At 72.8% G+C, this 17,166-nt stretch carries 17 protein-coding genes and 1 pseudogene; 10 read left to right on the top strand and 8 right to left on the bottom strand.

Features of this window, described 5'->3' with window-relative positions; genetic code table 11:
- The 3 genes from ABD691_RS08040 to ABD691_RS08030 form a co-directional block, all read right to left on the bottom strand.
- A partial coding sequence (locus tag ABD691_RS08040) for a DEAD/DEAH box helicase (protein ID WP_344678842.1) occupies nucleotides 1–1,293 on the bottom strand: 1,293 nt, incomplete at its 3' end.
- 298 nt (nucleotides 1,294–1,591) lie between these two features.
- Complete coding sequence (locus tag ABD691_RS08035; RefSeq protein WP_344678840.1) at nucleotides 1,592–2,557, bottom strand: serine protein kinase RIO; 966 nt, start codon at nucleotides 2,555–2,557, stop codon at nucleotides 1,592–1,594.
- Between the two features lie 206 nt (nucleotides 2,558–2,763).
- Complete coding sequence (locus ABD691_RS08030; RefSeq protein ID WP_344678839.1) at nucleotides 2,764–3,663, bottom strand: TIGR03620 family F420-dependent LLM class oxidoreductase; 900 nt, start codon at nucleotides 3,661–3,663, stop codon at nucleotides 2,764–2,766.
- Between the two features lie 82 nt (nucleotides 3,664–3,745).
- Between ABD691_RS08030 and ABD691_RS08025 the strand changes: the two genes are divergently transcribed.
- Nucleotides 3,746–4,297: a TetR/AcrR family transcriptional regulator gene (locus ABD691_RS08025; RefSeq protein WP_344678837.1), complete on the top strand. Its 552-nt coding sequence runs from the start codon at nucleotides 3,746–3,748 to the stop codon at nucleotides 4,295–4,297.
- Between the two features lie 14 nt (nucleotides 4,298–4,311).
- Here the strand turns inward: ABD691_RS08025 and yaaA are convergent, their stop codons facing one another.
- Nucleotides 4,312–5,055 (bottom strand): peroxide stress protein YaaA, encoded by a 744-nt coding sequence (gene yaaA / locus ABD691_RS08020; RefSeq protein WP_344678835.1) that lies wholly within the window; start codon nucleotides 5,053–5,055, stop codon nucleotides 4,312–4,314.
- A gap of 24 nt (nucleotides 5,056–5,079) precedes the next feature.
- Nucleotides 5,080–6,366, bottom strand: a complete 1,287-nt coding sequence (locus ABD691_RS08015; RefSeq protein ID WP_344678834.1) for a cytochrome P450 — start codon at nucleotides 6,364–6,366, stop codon at nucleotides 5,080–5,082.
- A 176-nt stretch (nucleotides 6,367–6,542) separates the two neighbouring features.
- Here ABD691_RS08015 and ABD691_RS08010 point away from each other — a divergent pair, with 176 nt between their 5' ends.
- From ABD691_RS08010 to ABD691_RS08000, 3 genes are all read left to right on the top strand, one after another.
- Complete coding sequence (locus ABD691_RS08010) at nucleotides 6,543–8,288, top strand: proline--tRNA ligase (protein WP_344678833.1); 1,746 nt, start codon at nucleotides 6,543–6,545, stop codon at nucleotides 8,286–8,288.
- A gap of 185 nt (nucleotides 8,289–8,473) precedes the next feature.
- Nucleotides 8,474–9,049: a TetR/AcrR family transcriptional regulator gene (locus tag ABD691_RS08005; protein WP_344678832.1), complete on the top strand. Its 576-nt coding sequence runs from the start codon at nucleotides 8,474–8,476 to the stop codon at nucleotides 9,047–9,049.
- Between the two features lie 73 nt (nucleotides 9,050–9,122).
- On the top strand, nucleotides 9,123–10,313 hold the full coding sequence (locus ABD691_RS08000) for an MFS transporter (protein WP_344678831.1): 1,191 nt from the start codon (nucleotides 9,123–9,125) through the stop codon (nucleotides 10,311–10,313).
- Here the strand turns inward: ABD691_RS08000 and ABD691_RS07995 are convergent, their stop codons facing one another.
- Complete coding sequence (locus ABD691_RS07995) at nucleotides 10,314–10,724, bottom strand: YjbQ family protein (RefSeq protein WP_344678830.1); 411 nt, start codon at nucleotides 10,722–10,724, stop codon at nucleotides 10,314–10,316.
- Nucleotides 10,725–10,789: 65 nt separating this feature from the next.
- Here ABD691_RS07995 and ABD691_RS07990 point away from each other — a divergent pair, with 65 nt between their 5' ends.
- Nucleotides 10,790–11,812, top strand: coding sequence for an aminotransferase class V-fold PLP-dependent enzyme (locus ABD691_RS07990; protein ID WP_344678829.1), 1,023 nt, complete (start codon nucleotides 10,790–10,792; stop codon nucleotides 11,810–11,812).
- Between the two features lie 80 nt (nucleotides 11,813–11,892).
- Entirely contained in the window at nucleotides 11,893–12,774 is an 882-nt protein-coding gene (locus tag ABD691_RS07985) for a hypothetical protein (protein ID WP_344678828.1), read from the top strand.
- A 450-nt stretch (nucleotides 12,775–13,224) separates the two neighbouring features.
- On the opposite strand, the gene ABD691_RS07980 is transcribed toward ABD691_RS07985, so the two are convergent.
- A complete protein-coding gene (locus tag ABD691_RS07980; protein WP_344678827.1) occupies nucleotides 13,225–13,668 on the bottom strand; it encodes a ferritin-like domain-containing protein in 444 nt (147 codons plus the stop codon).
- Complete coding sequence (locus tag ABD691_RS07975; RefSeq protein WP_344678826.1) at nucleotides 13,665–14,156, bottom strand: hypothetical protein; 492 nt, start codon at nucleotides 14,154–14,156, stop codon at nucleotides 13,665–13,667. The genes ABD691_RS07980 and ABD691_RS07975 overlap by 4 nt, the downstream gene beginning before the upstream one ends.
- A gap of 289 nt (nucleotides 14,157–14,445) precedes the next feature.
- Between ABD691_RS07975 and rimP the strand changes: the two genes are divergently transcribed.
- The 4 genes and pseudogenes from rimP to ABD691_RS07955 form a co-directional block, all read left to right on the top strand.
- Nucleotides 14,446–15,003: a ribosome maturation factor RimP gene (gene rimP / locus ABD691_RS07970; protein WP_344678825.1), complete on the top strand. Its 558-nt coding sequence runs from the start codon at nucleotides 14,446–14,448 to the stop codon at nucleotides 15,001–15,003.
- On the top strand, nucleotides 15,000–16,070 hold the full coding sequence (gene nusA, locus ABD691_RS07965) for a transcription termination factor NusA (RefSeq protein ID WP_344678824.1): 1,071 nt from the start codon (nucleotides 15,000–15,002) through the stop codon (nucleotides 16,068–16,070). Before rimP ends, nusA begins: the two co-directional genes overlap by 4 nt.
- Nucleotides 16,039–16,497, top strand: a complete 459-nt coding sequence (locus ABD691_RS07960) for a YlxR family protein (RefSeq protein ID WP_344678823.1) — start codon at nucleotides 16,039–16,041, stop codon at nucleotides 16,495–16,497. Before nusA ends, ABD691_RS07960 begins: the two co-directional genes overlap by 32 nt.
- A 160-nt stretch (nucleotides 16,498–16,657) precedes the next feature.
- A pseudogene (locus tag ABD691_RS07955) lies at nucleotides 16,658–17,166 on the top strand (translation initiation factor IF-2); the annotation flags it as partial.

Here is a 17,166-nt window from a genome sequence, read left to right as displayed (position 1 = left end):
CCCGCCGGCTTCGCCGGAGCGCCCCCGCCCGCCGGCTTCGCCGGACCGGCCGCGCCCGCGCGGCGCCTCGCGCCGCTTCGGCTCGGTGACCGCGACCCCGCTGGGCGTGCGCGCCCCGGTCAGCCGGGCCAGCTCCGCGTCGTCCGGGCCGATCTTCGTGGTGGTCGCCTGGACACCGGCTTTCGACGCCATGGCGCGGAAAGCGCGCTTCTGGTCGTCGGTGACGATGGTGACGACAGTGCCCGTCGCGCCCGCGCGGGCGGTGCGGCCCGCCCGGTGCAGGTAGTCCTTGGGGTCGGCAGGCGGTTCGACGTGGACGACCAGGCTGACGTCGTCGACGTGGATGCCGCGCGCGGCCACGTTGGTGGCGACCAGCGTCGAGGTCTCGCCGGAGCGGAACTCCTCCAGGATGCGGGTGCGCGCGTTCTGCGCCTTGCCGCCGTGCAGCGCGCCCGCGCGGACGCCGACCGCGCGCAGCTTGCGGGTCAGCCGGTCGGCGTGGTGCTTGGTGCGGGCGAACATGATCGTGCGGCCCTCGCGCGCGGCGATGCGGGTGAGGACCTCCTGCTTCTCCTCGGCCGCGACCAGGAACTGGTGGTGGTCCATGCTGTCGACGCTGGCCGCCGGGGGCGCCAGGGAGTGCACCACCGGGTCGGTCATGTACTCGTGCACGAGCTTGTCGACGTCGCCGTCGAGCGTCGCGGAGAACAGCAGCCGCTGGCCGTCCGCGGGCACCAGGTCCAGCAGCTCCCGGACCTGCGGCAGGAAGCCCATGTCGGCCATCTGGTCGGCCTCGTCCAGCGCGGTGCGCTCGACCTCGGAGAGCACGCAGGTGCCCTGCCGGACGTGGTCGGCGAGCCTGCCGGGGGTGGCCACCAGCACGTCGACGCCGCGGCGCAGCGTGTCGGCCTGGCGGGTGAACGACATGCCGCCGACGACCTCGCGGACGAACAGGCCAAGCGCCTTGGCCAGCGGCTTGAGCGCGGTGGTGACCTGGGTGGCCAGCTCGCGCGTGGGCACCAGGATCAGGCCGCGCGGGTGCAGCGGCCGGGCGCTGGAGTCCTGCATGGCCAGCAGCGGCAGGCCGAAGGCGAGCGTCTTGCCGGAGCCGGTCTGGCCGCGGCCCAGCACGTCGCGGCCGGTAAGCGCGTCCGGGATGGTGGCGGCCTGGATCGGGAACGCCTCGGTCATGCCGCCGTCGGCCAGCGCCCGGACCAGCCGCGCGGGCAGGCCGAGCGAGTCGAACGGAGCCGGGTCGACCGCGGTCACCCCGACCTGGTCGAACAGGCTCATCGCGGGTGCGGCGGCGGGTTTGCTCGGCTGCGGCCTGCGGCGCCGGGGCCTTCGGTTGTTGGCGCGCGCAGGCGACGAAGACGGACTGGATGGCACGAAAGAACCTCCGGAGATGCGGCACGTCTCGGGGAGGCCAACGCGGTGACCGCGTGCGATCGCAAGGACGGGCCCGGCGCGACAGCGGCGCCGTTGGTCGGTTTCGGGTGCGCCGGCGGTGATCTCGGGGAGGAGTCCGGAATGGACCCGGCCGGTGCTCGCGAAAGTCTATCCGATCGGGCGACGCACCGGCCGGGCCGCCTCACGCCGGGCGGGCGGCGCGCGCCAGCGTCCGGTGCAGCGCGTCCGGATCGGCCAGCTCGGGGCCCAGGCCGCGGGAGCGGAACCAGCCCGCGATGTTGTCGACGTCACGCCGCAGGTAGCTCTCGCCGACCGGGTTGGCCGCGAGGTCGACCGCCTGCGGCAGGTCGATCAGCATCAGCGCGCCCTCGTGGACGAGGACGTTGTAGGCGGACAGGTCGCCGTGGGTGTAGCCCTGCTCGGCCAGCGCGACCAGCGCGTCGACCAGTTGGCGCCAGAGACCGGCGAGCTCGTCCGGACCGGGGCGCAGGGCGGCCAGCCGCGGCGCGGCGGTGCCGTCGGGGGAGCCGACGAACTCCAGCAGGACCTCGGTGCCGATCCGCTGCACCGGGTACGGGACCGGGGCGCCCGCGTGCCACAGCGCGGACAGCACGCGGAACTCGGCGACCGCCCACTGCTGGGCGATCATCCCGCGCCCGAAGGAACTCCGGCGCTCCATCGCCCGGTTCTCCCGGGACCGGCGCATCCGCCGCCCCTCCAGGTAACCGGCGTCGCGGTGGAACATCCGGTGATCGCTGTCGCGGTAGCGCTTCGCCGCGAGCAGGCAGGACTTCCCACCGTCGGGCACGCTGCGGCGCAGCAGGTGGACGTCGGCCTCCTTGCCGGTCTTGAGGACGCCGAGCTCGTGGTCGACCGCGGCGAGTTCGGTGACGACCCAGTCCGGGTGCGGCAGCGGGCCGCGCTCGCCGGTGTCCCATGTGGACCACCGGTCGCCGCCGCCAGGGAGCGGCTGCGGTTCGGGTTCGTCCCGCAGCGCTTCGAGGTGGTCGCGCTCTTCCTTGGTCAGCCGTCCCCGGCGGACGGGCTCGTCGTCGAACCCGCGCCGTTTGCGGGGCTGCTGCTTGCGCTTCTTGGGAGTGCGGGTGGTGCGGATCGGTTCGTCGTCGTACTCGTCGTACGAAGGCACTTCGGGATGCTCCTCACAGTGCGGAATCTTCCGCCGGAGCACCGAGGTTCAGCGCGATCGGGCGGAAGGTGGACAAATCGGGAGGCGTCTGCGCGCGGGCGTGCGCGGGTGCGGGACAACGGCCAACATGTCGCCTCCTTCCTTCCGCAGTGGTGATCGCAGTGAACCGGACCGCCGTGGCCGGGGGCAACTGGTTTTTCCCTGCCTCACCGCAGGATCGCCGCCAGCTCGCGCCACTGCGGCAGCGGGAGCTCGCCCCGCGGGGTCAGCACCTGGACGCAGACGTGGTCGGCTCCGGCGTCGAGGTGCTCCCGCACCCGCCGGGCGATGACGTCGACGTCGCCCGCCGCGGCGATGGCGTCGACCAGCCGGTCGCTGCCGCCGTCGGCGAAGTCGGCGTCGTCGAAGCCGAGCCTGCGCAGGTTGTTGACCTGGTGCGGTGCGCCCAGGTATCCGGCGACGTTCTCGCGGGCGAGCTCCCGGGCGCGCCCGGCGTCGGAGTCCAGGACGACGTGCTGCTCCACGGCGAGGAAAGCGTTGCGCCCCAAGCGTTCGCGGGCCATGGCGGTGTGCGCGACTGGGACGAGGTAGGTGTGCGCGCCCCAGGTTCGTTCGGCGGAGAGATCGAGCATCTTCGGCCCCAGCGCGGCCACCACGCGGCGGGGCGGGAGCGACGGTGCCGCCGCGCTCAGCGGCACCCGGTCCAGTGCGTCGAGGTGGTCGCGCATGTCGGCCAGCGGCCGGGGAGAGCTCGGGATCCGGTATCCGGCCAGCTGGTTCGGTGAAGCGGGCACGCGGTGGCCGCCGAGCCCGAGCACGAATCGGCCAGGGTGCTGCTCGCCGAGCGAGCGCTCGGCGGCGGCGGTGGTGATCGGGTCGCGGAAGTAGATGTTGGCGATTCCCGTCGCCACGACCACGCGTTCGGTGGCCCCGAGCAGCAGCGCGGCCTGCGACACGGCGTCGCGGCCGAACGCCTCGCCGAACCAGAGGGCGCCGTAGCCGAGGTCCTCCAGTTCGGCGGCGGCCTCGCGGACCCGCGCGGCGGGCTGCGGGTCGAAGGCGAAGGTCCAGATGCCGAGCCGGCCTGGCGACTGCTGTCCGGGCATGGTGCACGCTCCGAGCTAAGGTGAGGGTTCCTCCGGTTAAACATACGGAGGGTGCCTCCGGTTTGCAACGAGGAGTTCGAGCATGTCCGCGATGCGCGCCGACGCCCGGCGCAACTACGACCGCCTGCTGGCCGAGGCGGAAGCCGCGTTCAGGGAACGGGGAACCGGCGCCCCGCTGGAGGAGATCGCGCGCAGCGCGGGAGTCGGCATCGGCACCCTCTACCGGCACTTCCCGACCCGGGACGCGCTGCTGGAAGCCCTGCTGCACGACCGCTTCAGCACGCTGTGCGAGCGCGAAGCCGAGCTGGCCGGGGCGGACTCGCCGAGAGCGGCCCTGATCGACTGGCTGCGCGACTTCGCCCGCTCGTCCAGCCGCTACCGGGGCCTGCCCGACTCGGTCATGGCGACGCTCGCGAACGAGGAGTCCGCGCTCCACGCCTCCTGCCACGCGATGCGCGAAGCAGGAGCGCGCCTGCTGGCACGCGCGCAGGAGGCGGGGGAAGTGCGGGCGGATCTGCGGCCCGACGAACTGCTGCTGCTCGCCGCGTCGGTCTCCTGGGCAGCGGAGCACCAGGAAGGGGACAGCGCGGAGCGCCTGCTCACGCTGCTGATCGAGGGCATCGACCCGCGCTGATCCGGGTCAGGCGATCAACCCGCCACGACGACGCAAATCCCGCGAGCCCCCTCGCGCTCGACGCGCATCCCGGCGGCCTCGGCCACCTCGACGACGTCCTCCACAGACTCCGGCTCCGCCGAAGTCCGAGCCAGAGCGCGGGCCAGCCGCCCCTTGTGCGCCTTGTTGTGGTGGCTGACCACCTTCCGCTTCCCGGAGGCGTCCTCGGACAGCACCCGGACCGCGACGGCGTGCGGAATCCGCGCGAGCGCGGCGTAAGCGCCGGACCGCAGGTCCACGACCAGCTGGGAGGAGTCGGCGAACAGCGGCTCCAGCACCGGCCGCCAAAGCGCCCGCAGCGTCCCGAGGCCGGGCAGCGTGCTGCCGCCGGACAGCCGGTAGGCGGGGATGGAGTCGGTCCCCAGAGCGAGGCCGAACAGCGCGGAGGCCACCGCGAGCCGGGTGTCGGCCTGCTTGCGCTCAGCGGGCGACAGCGAGCCGACGTCGAGCGCGTCGTAGAGAACTCCGGTGTAGCGCTCCAGCGCGGGCGCGGTCGGCGCGTCCCGGAGCTCGGCGTTGCGCCGCACCTCGTCGACCTGCCGCTCCGACAGGCCCAGCGCGGCCAGGCTGGCGGGCACGTCGCCGGCGAGCGAGGTCAGCGCCTCGATCAGCTTCCCCCTGGTGGGGTTGAGCTCCGGGTGCGACAGCGCGGACAGGTCGAGCGGTCCGCCGTCGCCGCCGACGGCCTTGGTCTCGGAGGGAGGGAGCAGGACGAGCACAGCCCGACAGGGTAGCCGCCCGGGTCACCGCCGGGCCGCGGCGCGGGTCGCGGCGACCGGCAGCGCGGACAGGCCGTGGATGATCGACGTCGGCCTGCGCACCAGCGCACCCGCCCGGCGCAGCTCGGGTGCTCGGGTTGCCAGCGCGCGGAACGCGATCTCGGACTCCATCCGCGCCAGCGGCGCGCCCAGGCAGTAGTGGATGCCGCCGGAGAAGGCCAGGTGGTCGGCGCGGTCCTCGCGGGTGATGTCGAAGCGGTCCGGATCCGGGTGCCGCCCGGGATCGCGGCCCGCCGCGGCCAGCATCACCAGCACCGGCGCGTCCCGGGACAGCCTCCGGCCCGCGATCTCCACCGGCTCGTGCGCGATCCGCATCGTCATCTGCACCGGCGGGTTCCAGCGCAGCGTCTCCTCCACGACCGCACCGGCAAGGTCCGGATCGGCGCGCAGCCGCCGCCACTGGTCCGGGTGCTCCAGCAGCGCCAGGGCGCCGTTGCCGATCAGGTTCACCGTCGTCTCGAACCCGGCGACCAGCAGCACGTTGCACAGGTCCACCAGCTCGGCACCGTCGAGCCGATCGTCCTCGAACGCGGTGACCAGATCGGTGACCACGTCCTCGCCGGGCTCGCGGGTGCGCTGCTCGATCAGGTCGCCGAACAGCTCGCCCAGCGCCCGCGAGGAGCGCCGCATCGCGCGCAGTTGCCGCGGCGAGCGGATGCCGTCCAGCGCCCCGGCCAGCACCCGGCCGTGCTCGGCCAGGTGGCCTGCGTCGACCCCGGACAGCCCGATCAGCTCGCAGATCACCCTGATCGGCAACGGGGTGGCGAAGTCGCGGACGAGGTCGAACTCGCCGCGGGCCAGCGCCCGGTCCAGCAGCTCGTGCGCGGCCTCCTCGACCCGCTGCCGGTAGCCCTCCAGCTTGCGCGGGCGGAACGCGGGCGCGGCGAGCTTGCGCAGCCGCGTGTGGTCGGGCGGGTCGAGTTCGAGCAGCGACAGCGGCACTTCGGCCGCGGCTGCCGACGGATCGCCGTAGGAGCCGTCGCTGGTGCGGACGCCGAACCGGCGGTCGCGGAGGATCGCGTCGCACACCTCGTGCGTGGTGGCGGCCCACAGACCGAGCTTGCTGCGCGCCAGCGGTCCTTGGGCGCGAAGCGTCCGGTAGATCGCATACGGGTCGTCCCGCCACGGGGAGTGCATCAGGCGGGCGGCGGGATCGCCGAGCCTGGCGGTGGTCCAGGTGACGGCGTGCTGGACGGCGAGCCGCAGGCCGAGGACGAGCTCGGCGCGCCGGTCTGCTGCGGCGGTGGTCATCGGCGACCTCCCGTGAATTTTTCCCCGCATCCGAGTTCACACCGTTCACAGGTGGTTCGGCAATGCGCCGATCGGCGCACCTCGGCGCCACGAACAATCCGCTGGTGATGCCCCCGGGGGTGCTCGCTACGCTGCTTGGCACACCAGTCCGGGCCTTTTTCGAGGAGCGAGCAGCCGTGATCACGAGGATGTCGACGTTGTTCCTGCGTACCCTGCGCGAGGATCCGGCCGACGCCGAGGTGCCGAGCCACAGGCTGCTGGTCCGCGCCGGTTACGTGCGGCGGGTCGCCCCGGGCATCTACTCCTGGCTGCCGCTGGGCCTGGAGGTGCTGCGCAACATCGAGCGGATCGTGCGCGAGGAGATGGCCGCCATCGGCGCGCAGGAGATCCACTTCCCCGCGCTGCTGCCGAAGGAGCCCTACGAGGCCACCAACCGCTGGACCGAGTACGGCCCGAACCTGTTCCGGCTCAAGGACCGCAAGGGCGGCGACTACCTGCTCGGCCCGACCCATGAGGAGCTGTTCACGCTCACCGTCAAGGGTGAGTACAACTCCTACAAGGACTACCCGGTCACGCTCTACCAGATCCAGACCAAGTACCGGGACGAGGAGCGCCCCCGCGCGGGCATCCTGCGCGGCCGCGAGTTCGTCATGAAGGACTCGTACTCCTTCGACCTCGACGACGAGGGCCTGGCCGACTCCTACCAGCGGCACCGGGACGCCTACATCCGGATCTTCGACCGGATGGGCCTGCGCTACGTCATCGTCGCGGCGACCTCGGGCGCGATGGGCGGTTCGGCCTCCGAGGAGTTCCTGGCCGAGGCCGAGACCGGCGAGGACACCTTCGTCCGCAGCACCGCCTCCGGCTACGCGGCCAACGTCGAGGCCGTGGTGACCCCGGTGCCCCCGGCGGAGTCCGTCGAGGACAAGCCGGCCGCGCAGGTCCACCACACGCCCGACACCCCGACCATCGAGACCCTGGTCGACTTCCTCAACGCGCACGGCGACCGCAAGTTCACCGCCGCCGACACGCTCAAGAACGTGCTGGTCAAGACCCGTCAGCCGGGCGCGAAGGAGTGGGAGCTGCTGGCGATCGCGGTGCCCGGCGACCGCGAGGTGGACTTCAAGCGGCTGGAGGCCGCGCTGGAGCCGGCCGAGGTGGCGCTGCTGGAGGAGTCCGACTTCACCGCGAACCCGTTCCTGGTCAAGGGCTACATCGGCCCGAAGTCGCTGCAGGACAACGGGGTCCGCTACCTGGTCGACCCGCGCGTGGTCACCGGCACGGCCTGGGTCACCGGCGCGGACAAGAGCGACCACCACGTGGTGGACCTGGTCTGCGGCCGGGACTTCACCCCGGACGGCGTGATCGAGGCCGCCGAGGTCCGCGAGGGCGACCCGTCGCCGGACGGCCAGGGCACCCTGGTCGCCGCGCGCGGCATCGAGATCGGCCACATCTTCCAGCTGGGCCGCAAGTACGCGGACGCCTTCGGGCTGGACGCGCTCGGCCAGGACGGCAAGCCCAAGCGGATCACCATGGGCTCCTACGGCATCGGCGTCTCCCGGCTGGTGGCGGTCATCGCCGAGCAGAGCCACGACGACCTCGGCCTGGTGTGGCCGCGCGAGGTCGCGCCCGCCGACGTGCACGTGGTCATCGCGGGCAAGGACGACAGCGTCCGCGAGGGCGCCGAGCGCATCGCCGCCGGGCTGGACGCGGCCGGGGTGCGGGTGCTGCTGGACGACCGCACGTCGTCGCCGGGCGTGAAGTTCGCCGACGCCGAGCTGGTCGGCGTGCCGACGATCCTGGTCGTCGGCAAGGGCCTGGCCAAGGGCGTCGTGGAGGTCAAGGACCGCCGCAGCGGCGACCGGGTCGAGGTTCCCGCCGACGGGGCCGTCGAGCACCTCGTCCAGCTCGTCCGGGGCTGAGCTTTTGGGTTGTTGGCCTCGTTTTGCGTTGCGGTGCGGGTGGCCCGCCACGAGCCGGTGGGGGAGCCGCGCCGAAGTCCGCGCGGTCTACGGCGGATTCGGCGTGGCCGTCGCGGCGGTGCTGCTGATCGCGCTGGCCGCGGCATTGTTGACTGATCTGTACAGAACTGCCTAAGCTGCGGATCATGGGCAGGCCCCGCGAGTTCGACCACGGCGAGGTCCTCGCCGCCGCGATGCGGACGTTCTGGGCGAAGGGCTACGAGGCGACCAGCACCCAGGACCTCTGCGAGGCCACCGGCCTCGGCCGGGGCAGCCTCTACAACGCCTTCGGCGGCAAGCAGCAGCTCTACGAGGCCGCGCTGCGCCACTACGCCGACGTCGAGTTCCAGCCGGTGCTGGACATCCTCGGCAGGCCGGGGCCGGTGAAGGACCGCTTCCGGGGGCTGATGATCTGGGTGATCGACCTCGATCTCGACGACCCGGGCCGCCGGGGCTGCATGGCCATCAACTGCGCCGTGGACGCGGCGGGCCGCACCGACGCGGTGGCCGACTTCGCCCGCCGCGAGTTCGAGCGCACCGAGGGCCTGTTCCGCGACCTGATCGCGCTCGGCCAGCGCACGGGTGAGCTCGGGTCGGACCGGCCGCCGGTCCAGCTCGCCCGCTCGCTCCAGAGCACCTACTACGGCCTGCGCGTGCTGGGGAAGGTCCGCGACCGGGAGTCCCTGCTCGACGTGGTGGAAGGCGCGCTGGCCGTCCTCTGAATCCCTTCCGGTGACCGCCGGGGTCTTCGCGCGCCCTGATTTTGTACAGATCAGTAAAGAACATGGAGAGCTGATGAAACCGACCGTGCCGCTCGCGGTGCACGTGCTGGCGATGGGCATCTTCGCGATGGTGACCAGCGAGTTCGCCGTCGCCGGGCTGATGCCGCAGATGGCCCAGGGGCTGGCGGCGACCATCCCGCAGATCGGGTACCTGATCACCGCTTACGCGGTGGCGATGGCCCTCGGCGGCCCGGTGCTGACGATCGCGCTGATGCGGATGCCCCCGAAGCGGGCGCTGCTGCTGATCTTCGGGATCTTCCTGGCGGGCAACGCGCTGGCCGCCGCCGCGCCCGGCTACGCGGTGATGGTGGTGGCGCGGGTGGTCACCGGTGCCGCCGCGCAGGCGTTCTTCGGCATCGGGCTGTCGGTGTGCGCGCAGCTGGCCGCGCCCGAGGTGCGCGGCCGGGCCATCGCGGTGGCCACCAGCGGGCTTATGCTCGGCACCCTGCTCGGCCTGCCGCTGTCCACATTGGTCGGTGAGCGGTTCGGGTGGCGCGCGGCGTTCTGGGCGATCACCGCGCTGGCCGCCCTCGCGGCGGCGTGCACGACCGCCGGGGTGCCGAGGCTGGACCGCCCGGCCGACGGCGGCGGTTTCCGGGGCCAGGCGGACGCCTTCCGCAAGCCGCGGCTCTGGCTGGCGCTGTCGAGCAGCATGCTGGTCATCGGCGCGACCTTCGCGGCGTTCAGCTACTTCACCCCGATCCTCACCGAGATCACCGGGTTCGGCGCCGGAACCGTTCCGCTGCTGCTGATCGCCTACGGCGCGGCGACCGTGGTCGGCAACAACGTCGTCGGACGCCTCGCCGACCGGCACACCTCCGCGGTGCTGCTGGCAGGTCTGGTGCTCAACGCGCTGTTCCTGGTCGGCTTCGCGCTGCTGGCGCACCTGAGCGTCGCGGCGGTGGCGCTGATGCTCGGCGTCGGTCTGGTCGGCGTGACCATGAACCCGGCGATGATCACCCGGGTCCAGCGCGCCGGGAACACCGGGCCGCTGGTCGGCACCGTGCACACGTCGTTCATCACGATCGGCGTGACCATCGGCTCCCTCGGCGGCGGCATCGGCATCGAGCTCGCCGGGTTGCGGGCACCGCTGTGGCTCGGCGCCGCCCTGGCCGCGATCGGCGTTCTCACGGTGCTGCCCGAACTCCGGCGCGGGCCCGAACCGGCCGCCGAGCCCGAAGCGCACCGCGCGGCGGTCGGCTGATCAGCCGGGCAGGAAGCTCAGCCGCACCCGGCGGACGGGGTTGTCCACGTTGGTGTCCACCAGGCACACCGACTGCCAGGTGCCCAGCGCGAGCTCACCGCCCAGCACCGGGATCGACGCGTAGGGCGGGACCAGCGCGGGCAGCACGTGGTCCCGCCCGTGGCCGGGGGAGCCGTGCTTGTGCCGCCACCGGCCGTCGGCGGGCAGCAGGTCGCGCAGGGCCGCGAGCAGGTCGTCGTCGCTGCCCGCGCCGGTCTCGATGACGGCCAGTCCCGCGGTCGCGTGCGGCACCCACGCGTTGAGCAGCCCGTCCTCGGCGCCGGCGTCGGCCAGGAAGCGGTCGATCTCGGCGCCGAGGTCGTAGACGACCTCGATGGAGCCGGTGCGGATCTCGATCTCCTCGCTGCGCATGTCCCCCACGGTAGGCGACCGGGCGGCGGTCGACACCGGCTCTCCGCGTCGGCAACGATGCTGGGGTGCGAGAGGCGTTCGGAGCGGAGTTCGATGTCCCCGCCGGTTACCTGAACACGGCCAGCATCGGCGTCCCGCCGGTGGAAGCTGCCGAGGCCGTGAGCCGAGCGGTGTCGCGGTGGGCCGCGGGACTGGACCGCTCGACCGACTTCGACGACGCGATCGCCACGGCCAGGGCGGCGTACGGCCGTCTCGTCGGCTTCCCCGCGGAGCGGGTCGCGATCGGCGCGTCGGTCTCGCAGCTGATCGGGCTGGTCGCGGGGTCGCTGCCGGACGGCGCGCGGGTGCTGGTGGCAGCGGGGGACTTCAAGAGCGTCTCGTTCCCGTTCGCCGCGCACCAGGACCGCGGGGTGACCGTCACCGAGGTCGACCTGGCCGAGATCCCCGCCCGCGCTGCCGAGTTCGACGTGGTCGCGGTGAGCGTGGTGCAGTCCGCCGACGGCCGTTTCGTCGATCTCGACGCCCTGCGCGCCGCCCGGTCCGCGTCGACCAGGGTGCTGCTCGACGCGACGCAGGCCGCGGGCTGGACACCGCTGCGGCTGGACTGGGCCGACTGGGTGGTTGCCGCGGGGTACAAGTGGCTGCTCGCCCCGCGCGGTGCCGCGTGGATGGCGGTGCGCGCGGACGCGCCGCTGCGGCCGGGCAACGCGAACTGGTACGCGGCCGAGGACCCGTGGGCGAGCACCTACGGCCTCCCGCTGCGGCTGGCCGGGGACGCGCGGGCGCTGGACCTGTCGCCGACCTGGTTCTCGCAGGTGGGTGCGGCCGTGTCGATGAGCTGGCTGGCCGGGCTGGACCTCGCCGAGGTCGCCGCGCACTGCACCGGGCTGGCCGACCGGCTGCGGGAGGGGCTCGGGATGGCGCCCGCGGGGAGCGCCATCGTGTCGGTCGAGATCCCGGACGCCGTGGCCAGGCTCACCGGGGCCGGAGTGCGCTGCGCGGCCCGCGCCGGCCGGGCCCGGTTGGCGTTCCACCTCTACAACACCGGGGAAGACGTCGACATCGTGCTCGCCGCGCTCCGGCGGTGAGGCCCACGTCGTGTTCTGATCGAAATCAGTAGCCGCTACCGTTGGTGCCCGTGCCGGACCCGAATGGTGCGCCCGATGAGATGACGGGATCGCTCTCCAATACTCAGCGCGAGACCGCGCCGCTCAAGCGCGACAACTCGCGAGTGCGACCGGATGCGCCCGCCTTCGAAGAGGCGACCCGCCCCGCGTTCGGACCGCCCAGGCCCCCGCAGCAGCCGTCCGCTGCTCCACCGCATGCGCAGCCGCCGTCCTCGCAGCCTGCTGCTCCGCAGTCCGCGGGTCCGCCTTCGCAGCCGCCGCGGCCCGGGCCGAACCCGACCGCCAGGCAGGCGGTGCCGCAACCGCCGCCGCCCGCGCGGCAGCCCGCCCGGTCCGGCGGTGTCACGCCGATGGGCTGGGTGCTGCGCGGCCTCGGGCTCTGCGCGATCGCCGTGGTCTCCGGGCTGCTGTGGACCGCGCTGCGCCCCGACGCGCCCGAGCCGGTGGCGCAGGACCCAGGGCCGGTCACGAAGTACCAGTTCACGCCGGTGAAGAAGGAAGAGGCGTTCCAGGGCTGCAAGAACGTCAGCAACGCCAAGATCGCGCAGTTCTTCGCGGCCAAGGAGTGCGACCACCTGACCCGCGCGCTCTACACCACGACGTTGCCCGGCGGCGAGCGCGTGCTGACCTCGGTGGTCACGGTGCTGATGCCGGACGTGCAGAGCGCGACCGAGCTCAACGAGCTGACCACGAAGAACAACACCGGCAACATCAAGGACCTGGTCGACGACGGTCACCAGGGCAAGCCGCGGTACCCGGCGCTCGACGACGACGGCTACGCGTCCCAGAGGCAGGAGCGGCTGGTCGTCATCGGCGACTCCGCTTACTTCGACAAGCCGACCAGCGCGAACGATCCCGTGCTGCGCGAGGTGACCAAGGACGCTCTCAAGCTCGGGAAGCCTCAGGACCAGGCTCCGCAGTAGCAGTGGGCGGGATTGCCGGTTCGGGTTCTTTTGTGTGGGTGGTTTCCGGGGCTCTCGCCGACCCCGGCCCCCGGCAGGTCTCCGGGACCGAAGCGGCTTTGCCGGTTCGGAGTCCGGTAGGGCTCGTAGTTCTGGGGCCCTCGCCGGCCCCAGACCCCCGGCAGGTCTCCGGGATGAGTGGGGGTTGTTCGCTGCGGTTCGGTTGGGGTGGTTCTCATCCCGTCGACCTCCACGGAGGGCTATCAGACCGCGTCAAGGGGGCCGTTTGTGTTGGTCCGCTGCGGTTTTGCTTGGTTGTGCCCCCTTGACACGGCCTGATCGGGCTTTGCCAGGTCGACGGGATGAGAACCAAACCCCGCCCTTGTAGGTGGGACTTCGTTCCGGTTTCGTCGTGTGCGTTTGCTCGCGTTGTGACGTTGCGCCGTGAGTGGCCGAAGCCGTATCCGCTGCTCAGGGCTTCCCGGGAAACTCCGGGGCCGCCGGGTGCTGGCCGATGGTCAGCCGCCAGCGGGTTGCGCGCGTTGCCGAGGTGGTGAGTCCGTCCAGGGCGGTGCGGCGCAGTTCCGGGTCCTCGGTGTTCTCCAGCACCGAGCGCCAGCCGATCTGGCAGTCGTTCTCCACCTTGATCAGCAGCTGCACCGCCGACTTCTCGTCGGTGAGCGTGCCCGCGTCGTAGGCGGGTTGGGCCGCTGGCGGGGTCTGGCCCGCGGCGCGGATCAGCCGGTCGGCGCCGTCGCGGTGGCCGCGGTGGGTGTTCATCGCGTCTTCGATGGCTTCGCGCACCCTGGGCTTGTCCGCGAAGGCACCGGCCAGCCCGTAGGTCCAGATCGCGGCGTGTTCGGCGCCCAGCGCCGCTCGCAGCGCTTCCGCGGCTTCGTCGGACAGCTCCGTCACGACAGCACCTCCAGCAGGCACGCGCAGCCGGCCGAGACCGATCCGGCCAGGCCCGCGCGGTAGGGCGGCAGCGACGGCACCAGGGCCGCGGCCTGCTGCTGGGCCGCGCGGGCGGCTGCCCTCAGCTGCTCCGTCGCTTGATCGGATGAACTCGGGGCTTGCGCGGGCGGTGCTTCCGGCACCGAGGGCGGGGCTTCCGGATCCGGCGGGTTGACCCGGTCGATCTCCTGCTGCAACGCCTGCGCGTGCGCCTTGCGGACGGTCGCGACCTCGCCCGCGGCTTCGGCCAGGCCGGCGTGCGCACGGCCGACTGCCTCGGCGAGCGCCGCGTCCGCCTTGGCCGCGCGGGCCACCTCCAGCAGCACGTCGGGTTCCGCTTCGCGCGGAGCGCACGCGGTCGTCAGCGCCGCCGCCACCGGGGCCAGCGCGAACAGGCGCAGGGCTGCCCGGCGGCCGAACGCGTGCCGGGTTCGCGAAGGGGATTCCACGTCGGCCTATCCTGCCAGGCGATCACCCGCCGCCGCGGTCTGGCCCGGCCACGCCGCGCTGGTCGGCAGCCGGACGCGATACGCTGGGCGACCGCGGCCGGCACGTGCAGCACTGGTCGTGGGGTACCGCGCACTCTCCGGAGGGGCATCTCTCCGGAGGGGCATCTCTTCGGAGGGGCATCTCTTCGGAAGGGCATCCCCTGGAAGGGACGCGGGACCGCGGCGCCGCAGGCGCCCCCACACGCTGTAGGTCCGAGAAGACCCCGGAAGAACCTGAGGGAGTGCCAACGTGTCCAGCCCGCCGCGCGGTGCGGTCGCCGCGCAGCTGGAGCCCGTCGTAGCCGAGGCCGTGTCGGCCGCCGGCTTCGACCTCGAAGAGCTCGACGTGCAACAGGCCGGGCGCCGCCGCCTGGTCAAGGTCGTCGTGGACGCCGACGACGGCGTCGGGCTCGACGAGATCTCCGCAGTCAGCCGCGAGGTGTCCAAGGTGCTCGACGCCCACGAACACGTCCTCGCGGGTTCTTACACGCTCGAGGTGACCTCGCCCGGCGTCGACCGCCCCCTGACCAAGCCGCGGCACTGGCGGCGGGCCCGCTACCGGCTGGTCAAGGTGCGGTCCACCGAGGGCGCCGATTTGGTGGTCCGGGTCGGCGAAGCCGATGATGAGGGCGTGGTCGTGCTGGTCGGCGGCGAGATCCGCAGGCTGGCCTACCGCGAGATCGAGCGCGCAGTGGTCGAGGTGGAATTCCAGCAGCCACCGGCGGAGGACCTGGTCAGGCTGGAGCGGGCTGCGGACGGCGCCCCCGGAAGCGGGGACGGCCGGGAAGACACGGAGGAGTCGAGGTGAACGTCGACATCGCGGCGCTGCGGGCGATCGAACGCGACAAGGACATCCCGTTCGAGACGGTCCTTGAGGCGATCGAGTCAGCACTGCTCACCGCCTACCGCCACACCGAGGGGCACCAGCCGCACGCCCGGGTGGAGGTGGACCGCAAGACCGGTGTCGTGCGGGTGCTCGCCCACACCCTGGCCTCCGACGGCACCGTGGAAGAGGAGTGGGACGACACTCCTGAGGGCTTCGGCCGGATCGCGGCGACCACCGCGCGGCAGGTCATCCTGCAGCGCCTGCGGGACGCCGAGCACGAGCGCACCTTCGGCGAGTTCTCCACCAAGGAGGGCGAGATCCTCGGCGGCGTCATCCAGCGCGACGCCAAGGCCAACTCCCGCGGCATGGTCATCGTGCAGGTCGGCGACAGCGAGGGCGTGATCCCCGCCGCCGAGCAGGTCCCGGGCGAGCGCTACGAGCACGGAACCCGGATCAAGTGCTACGTCGTCGGCGTCTCGCGCAGCGCCCGCGGCCCGCAGATCACGCTGTCGCGCACGCACCCGAACCTGGTCCGGCGGCTGTTCGCGCTGGAGGTCCCGGAGATCGCCGACGGCACCGTCGAGATCCCTGCGGTGGCCCGCGAGGCCGGGCACCGCTCCAAGATCGCGGTCCGCTCGACGGTCAGCGGCGTCAACGCCAAGGGCGCCTGCATCGGCCCGATGGGCGCGCGGGTGCGCAACGTGATGAGCGAGCTGGGCGGCGAGAAGATCGACATCATCGACTTCTCCGAGGACCCGGCGACCTTCGTCGGCAACGCCCTCTCGCCCGCCAAGGTGGTCTCGGTGGAGGTCGTCGACGAGCGCGCCAAGACCGCGCGGGTCGTCGTCCCCGACTTCCAGCTCTCGCTGGCCATCGGCAAGGAGGGGCAGAACGCCCGGCTGGCCGCCCGGCTGACCGGCTGGCGGATCGACATCCGCAGCGACGCCGACCCGGGCTCGCCGACCACCTCGGCCGGGCAGCCGCCCGCGTCGGCGGCCGGACTGGACCCGGCGGTCGGTGGCGTGCCGACCGTGGGTTCGGCCGAGTGAGGGCGTCGGGTTAGAATCACAGTTGGCTCGACGCGAGGGAGCGACAATCCGCGCAACAAATCCCGCTGACCGCGACATCGCTCGCGGTCCGGTTCGGACGTGTGTGGGTTGTCGGGCCCGTGCGTTGGCCACCGAGCTGCTGAGAGTGGTGGCCGAGGACGGTCGTGCGGAGCGCGCCGCCGTTCCGGATCCCCGATGTCGGCGATCGGGGCGGGGCGCGTGGCTGCACCCCGATCCCGAGTGCCTGCGTCTGGCCGAGCGGCGTCGGGCGTTCCCGCGGGCACTCCGGGTGCCGGGGCCACTCGACCTCTCGGCCGTGCGGGAATATCTGGACCGCCCGGAGCGGTTGAACACATCCGGATCCGGTCCGAGCCACCCGGTGGCTCATGCAGCGACCGACGCGGGAACCTCCCGCGCCAGGCATTGAAGGAAGCAGGTCGACCCGTCATGAATCAGCCGTGAAGCTGAAGCCATGAACGCGCATCGGCGATAGGACGAGGTCGAGCGGGACTGCCGCCCGGCCTCACCAGATGAGGAGAGCAGTGGCAGGCAAGGCCCGCGTACACGAGCTCGCCAAAGAGCTCGGCGTGACAAGCAAGGAAGTTCTCAACAAGCTCGCCGAACAGGGCGAGTACGTCAAGTCTGCGTCGTCCACCGTGGAGGCCCCGGTGGCCCGCAGGCTGCGCGACGCGTTCCCCCGCTCCGGCGGCAAGAAGGACTCCGGCCGTTCCGGCGGCGCGAAGCCGGCTCCGCCGGTGCGCCCGCCCGAGGGCGCCCGCCCGGAGGCCCCGGCGGCCAAGCCCGGTCCGCGACCGGGCCCGCGCCCGGAGACGCCCGCGGGCGAACGCCCGAAGCCCGGCCCCAAGCCGGGACCGAAGCCGGGCCCCAAGGCGCCCGCGCCCGAGACCAAGCCCTTCGAGGAGGCTCCGGCCGCCAAGGCCGACGCCCCCGCGCAGCCGCGTTCCGAGCGCTCCGAGCGCCCGGCGCCGAAGCCGGGTGCGCCCAAGCCCGGTCCCAAGCCGGGACCGAAGCCCGGGCCGAAGCCGGGCGCCGACGCCGACGGCGGTGTCGTGCCCCCGAAGCCGCAGTCGCCCAA

The organism is Saccharopolyspora taberi, assembly GCF_039534165.1.
Lineage (GTDB): Bacteria > Actinomycetota > Actinomycetes > Mycobacteriales > Pseudonocardiaceae > Saccharopolyspora_D > Saccharopolyspora_D taberi.
The sequence above is the reverse complement of the archived record's forward strand: the minus strand, read 5'-3'. Positions and strand labels throughout refer to the sequence as shown.

Excerpts from the sequence above, each read along its gene's own strand:
- ABD691_RS08030 (WP_344678839.1), bottom strand. The coding sequence starts at position 3,663 with ATGCCCGGACAGCAGTCGCCAGGCCGGCTCGGCATCTGGACCTTCGCC.
- ABD691_RS08025 (WP_344678837.1), top strand. The coding sequence starts at position 3,746 with ATGTCCGCGATGCGCGCCGACGCCCGGCGCAACTACGACCGCCTGCTG.
- ABD691_RS08015 (WP_344678834.1), bottom strand. The coding sequence starts at position 6,366 with ATGACCACCGCCGCAGCAGACCGGCGCGCCGAGCTCGTCCTCGGCCTG.
- ABD691_RS08005 (WP_344678832.1), top strand. The coding sequence starts at position 8,474 with ATGGGCAGGCCCCGCGAGTTCGACCACGGCGAGGTCCTCGCCGCCGCG.
- ABD691_RS08000 (WP_344678831.1), top strand. The coding sequence starts at position 9,123 with ATGAAACCGACCGTGCCGCTCGCGGTGCACGTGCTGGCGATGGGCATC.
- ABD691_RS07995 (WP_344678830.1), bottom strand. The coding sequence starts at position 10,724 with ATGCGCAGCGAGGAGATCGAGATCCGCACCGGCTCCATCGAGGTCGTC.
- ABD691_RS07985 (WP_344678828.1), top strand. The coding sequence starts at position 11,893 with ATGACGGGATCGCTCTCCAATACTCAGCGCGAGACCGCGCCGCTCAAG.